Here is a 4,403-nt window from a genome sequence, read left to right as displayed (position 1 = left end):
ACTCATGTCTATAGTTTTTATATAAAAAGGGCAAAAACTATACGGAAAGCCACTTTTGCCTATAACGTGCTTTAAAATTCATTTAAACCAATTAATCGGGTAATCACAAAGAAGAATGTAGAGAATGATCTACAAACATTAATCTTGAACATTTTGGTGTTTAAAGCCTTATAGCGGTATGAATATTCTGAAATTCTTCAAACCAAAGCCACAGAAAGTAGCTGATGTGAGCAACGAGCCAAAATCGGCAAGTGATATTTTTCAGGGGCAAATAGAAGCTGGTATGGCAGAACATAAGCGATGCAGCGAAGGTTTGTTCTTTTCGGCTTTATCGGCTGGTTTGGAGGTCGGTTTTACCTTACTCCTGGTTGGTGTAATGTATACTTTATTTAAAGGGCAGGTAAGTGAGTCTGCCTTACATGTTATACTAGCCTTTTCTTATCCAATAGGTTTCATATTTGTTGTTATTGGTCGTTCAGAATTATTCACAGAGCACACCACCCTGGCTGTTATCCCCGTTCTTGATGCAAATGCTTCATTTAAAAGTTTATTAAGAGTATGGGGAGTGATCTATGGTGGTAACTTACTGGGTGGTTATATAATAGGAGCTTTCATATCTTCTCTGGGGCCTGCCATGGAAATAATAAGTGTAGAAGCCATTCATGAAATTGCCCATAAGCTGGTAAAATATCAATGGTACATCATTCTCGGCAGTAGTATACTTGCAGGTTGGCTCATGGGGCTTTTATCATGGCTGGTGACATCTGCACAAGAGACCGTTAGCCGTATTCTAATAGTCTATATTATTACCACACTTATAGGTATGGGCGGCTTACATCACTCAATTGTAGGATCTATTGAGGTATTTGCTGATGTCTTACAAGGAGGCACAAGCTTTCTCACCTATACCTACTTCCAATGGTGGGCGACAATTGGCAACATAATAGGAGGAGCAATTTTCGTGTCTCTCATTAAATATGGCACCATTCGTTTTAGCCGCAAAGACAATTCTTAAACGATCTTTTTCTCTATATAGTCTGAGTTAAGAATACTTAAAGCACCCATGTAGCGAAGTTTAAAAGACACAAGATCACCTACTTTATAGTTTCTTCGTGTATTACCCAGGTCGATAACCAACATATCGCTACTTGCTCCGGTAATTTCAATTTTACTATCGTCTGGTATGAGAAACTCAGGTGAGATGTCTAATAATCCGATATCAATGATGGCTCTATATGATGTTTTACCATAATCGTCTTCATTAATCTCCAGCACATCTCCTGAAGGATTTTCGGCAAGTTCCCCAACAGGTACTTTTGGTTTTTCGTAAAGCTCAATGATTTCAGCATATAGCTTAAACACATTGTCTTTCATGCCTTTTACCGTTTTCATTGTAAATAGGTTGAGGCCAAAATAAAGGATCTCTCCTACTCTAAAGTGGTTTATACCTAATGGTCTCATATTTTTAAGTAAAAGAGGAATGGTGACAGATGTACCTCCTGAAACCCAAGGAATTTTACGATCAAACTTGGCTTCTATTACTTGCTCATATAAACTTAATTGTATGAGTTTATCCTGTGATGGCATTACACCGTGCAGGCAATTCAGGTTTGTGCCAAGACCAATCACTTCTAAATTTGGTAGCTCAAATACCTTGGCATAAAATTCTATCACGTTTTCACCAAGCACACCTTCTCTAAGGTCGCCCATTTCGATCATGATGATGATTTTATGCTTTTTATTTTGTTTTCCGGCTTCGTCAGATAGTAGCTTAATCGTTTCAAACGAAGTATTGAAGCTTACATCAGCATATTTAATGAGATTTTTAATGCTTCTTTTTGCCGGAGGCTTAATGTAAACTGTTTGCACCTCAGGATCAATCTGCTTAACGGCCTTTAAGTTGCTTATACGCGAATCATGAATTTCTTTAACTCCTAAGTTAATTACTTCTTTGAGGTAGGGTTTGTAGCCACATAGAAGTTTAGTTACCACTCCCCAGTCTATATCCCGATTCTCAAAAAGCTTTTCGAGGTAATTATAATTGTGTTTTAATCTGTCTCTGTATAACTCTAAAAATGCCATTATTATTTAATCTACTAAATATCTAGGAATATTCATTGGTAATCGTGTCAACAGCTCATAATTAAGCTGATTACTGAGCTCACCGAAAGAAGCGACTGATATTTCTAATCCATCTTCGCCTCCGATAAGCACTACATCATCCCCAACTGATACATCGGGCACATCTGTAATGTCCAGCATGAGCATGTTCATATTTACGGTGCCAACCACCCCTACTCTTCTACCACCCACAAGTGCCCGGCCCTGGTTGCTGAGTACCCGACTATAGCCATGGGCATAACCCACCGGAACTGCTGCTACTTTCATATTTTGTTGCGCCAAAAAACTCGTGCCATAGCCTATAAACTCACCGGTCTTTACATTTTTAACGCTCATCACCCTGCTACTCCAGGATACAACTCTTTTCAAAGGATCAACTTTGTCTTTATGGTTTTTTACTTTGGATAAGTAATCAATAAAAACCTCTTTGCTTGGCCAGAATCCGAATTGCAATATGCCTACCCGTACCATATCCATTCTAGCTTTTGGGTAAACCATAGCCGCTGCTGAACAAGCCGTGTGGCGCATTTTGGGCTCGATACCTTGCCCTAAAAGCCATTTATAAAGCTTGTTGAAAGTCTTCATTTGCTTCTGAACTCTCACATGATTGGCTACGCTTTCGGCTCCTGCAAAGTGTGTACATACACCTTCAACAGATATATGATCCCTATTATCTTGTAATAGCTTCACAAGTGGCACAAGTTCTTTAGAATTAAATCCGGTTCGGTTAAAACCCGTTTCAAACTCAATATGAATACGCGCTTTCTTCTTAATTCTCTTACTTATTTCTGCAGCCTGTTCTACTCGCTCTATCTCAAAGACAAAGAAATCCACATCGTTATCAATAACCCATTCCAGATCGCCTGGATTAATGTCACCCATAATCATAACCGGGCTATTTTTTGTGCTGGCCATTTTTACACGATTTGCTTCGTCAGCACTGAAGACTGAAAAATGATTAAACCCACATGACTCAGCCAAAGGAATGAACTCTTCTATACCGTGCCCGTATGCATTTCCTTTCACGACTGAAGAAATCTTCACCTCAGGTTGAATTGTATTTCTTAGAAAGTTATAATTCTTCTGTAATGCAGATTTACTGAGGTTAATTTGTGAGGTATGGTGCATTAATAAGCTATTTTTTTGATAAGTGACTTAAACATACCAATACCCGACTGCATGATATCGTCAGGGAAATCATAATCCGGATTGTGTAAAGCTGGTGTCTCCTCTCCTGAACCAAGACCGAACATTGCTCCTTTATACTTTTGAGTAAACTCTCCAAAATCTTCACTCCATCTAAAAGGTTGATCAAGCTCCTTTTGTTCTAAATTATTGTCGACAGCTGAATCTTTAATCAACTTGACGCACTCCGGGTCATTCAATGTTGAGCTAAAAACCTCTGTTTCTTCAAAATCACAAGCTAAACTGTATTTTGAACTCACATTTTCACAAAGATCTCTGGCTTTAGCGTCTAACGTTTTAAGATCATCATCTTTGTAAGCACGAAGGGTCGCCATTACAACAGCATCGCCAGGAGTTGTGCCAAATGCTCTCTCGCCTATTTTTGCATGCACTATTGTAACTAAACTGAAACCTTTAATGGTGTCAGGTATCACTTTTATTTGTTGGATTATTTCAGCCACTGCCTGAGCAGGACTATTTCCATTTTCAGGCTCTGCCGCATGAGATGTTTTGCCTTTTAAATTTATAATCACTCCCTTAGAAGCTGAGGCAAATACATTCTCCCTAATGATTATACTGTTTTTAGGATAGCCAGGCAGGTTGTGTAATGCAAAGAAGTAATCATGCTTAATCTGATCAAATTTCGGGTCATTTAGCATCTCTCTTGCCCCCTGACCGGTTTCCTCGGCCGGTTGAAAAAGTAAATTTACAACCCCCTTAGTTGGTCTTTCTTCAGCGAGAAATTCTGCTAACGCTGCCACCATCACCATGTGACCGTCATGCCCACAAAGGTGACCTTTTTGATCTACCTCAGACTTATAATGAAATGAATTTAGCTCCTGAATAGGTAAGGCGTCTAGCTCAGCTCTTATGGTAATAGCAGGGCCATTAGTGTTATCTCCAAACTGAGCCACAATACCTTGACCACCAATATCAGTAATAATCCGGTCAGGGTTATATTTATTAACGAACGCTACAATTGTCTTTGCTGTCTCTCTCTCCTCTCCTGAAATTTCCGGTTGTTTGTGGATCTTTCTTCTTAACTCTACCAGATGTTGCAAATCGTTGTTTGTTGTCATATAAATTCTAAAAGTTTA

At 39.0% G+C, this 4,403-nt stretch carries 4 protein-coding genes; 1 reads left to right on the top strand and 3 read right to left on the bottom strand.

Annotation, left to right across the window (positions count from 1 at the left end; genetic code table 11):
• Positions 1–178 precede the first annotated feature (178 nt).
• Positions 179–1,015: a formate/nitrite transporter family protein gene (locus E1176_RS05255; protein WP_155209519.1), complete on the top strand. Its 837-nt coding sequence runs from the start codon at positions 179–181 to the stop codon at positions 1,013–1,015.
• On the opposite strand, the gene E1176_RS05250 is transcribed toward E1176_RS05255, so the two are convergent.
• Genes E1176_RS05250 through E1176_RS05240 form a run of 3 tightly spaced genes read right to left on the bottom strand, consistent with a single transcriptional unit; the run spans position 1,012 to position 4,385 of the window.
• Positions 1,012–2,082: an alanine racemase gene (locus tag E1176_RS05250; protein WP_155209518.1), complete on the bottom strand. Its 1,071-nt coding sequence runs from the start codon at positions 2,080–2,082 to the stop codon at positions 1,012–1,014. The genes E1176_RS05255 and E1176_RS05250 overlap by 4 nt on opposite strands.
• 6 nt (positions 2,083–2,088) lie before the next feature.
• Positions 2,089–3,249 carry an alanine racemase gene (gene alr / locus E1176_RS05245; RefSeq protein WP_155209517.1) on the bottom strand — a complete coding sequence of 387 codons (1,161 nt, stop codon included), beginning with the start codon at positions 3,247–3,249 and terminating at the stop codon, positions 2,089–2,091.
• Entirely contained in the window at positions 3,249–4,385 is a 1,137-nt protein-coding gene (locus E1176_RS05240; protein WP_155209516.1) for an amidohydrolase, read from the bottom strand. The genes alr and E1176_RS05240 overlap by 1 nt, the downstream gene beginning before the upstream one ends.
• Between the last annotated feature and the right edge of the window lie 18 nt (positions 4,386–4,403).

The sequence above is a fragment of the Fulvivirga aurantia genome (assembly GCF_009711475.1).
Classification (GTDB): Bacteria; Bacteroidota; Bacteroidia; order Cytophagales; family Cyclobacteriaceae; genus Fulvivirga; species Fulvivirga aurantia.
Note: the sequence above shows the minus strand (reverse complement) of the source record. Positions and strands in the feature narration are given on the sequence as shown.

Excerpts from the sequence above, each read along its gene's own strand:
- E1176_RS05255 (WP_155209519.1), top strand. The coding sequence starts at position 179 with ATGAATATTCTGAAATTCTTCAAACCAAAGCCACAGAAAGTAGCTGAT.
- E1176_RS05250 (WP_155209518.1), bottom strand. The coding sequence starts at position 2,082 with ATGGCATTTTTAGAGTTATACAGAGACAGATTAAAACACAATTATAAT.
- alr (WP_155209517.1), bottom strand. The coding sequence starts at position 3,249 with ATGCACCATACCTCACAAATTAACCTCAGTAAATCTGCATTACAGAAG.
- E1176_RS05240 (WP_155209516.1), bottom strand. The coding sequence starts at position 4,385 with ATGACAACAAACAACGATTTGCAACATCTGGTAGAGTTAAGAAGAAAG.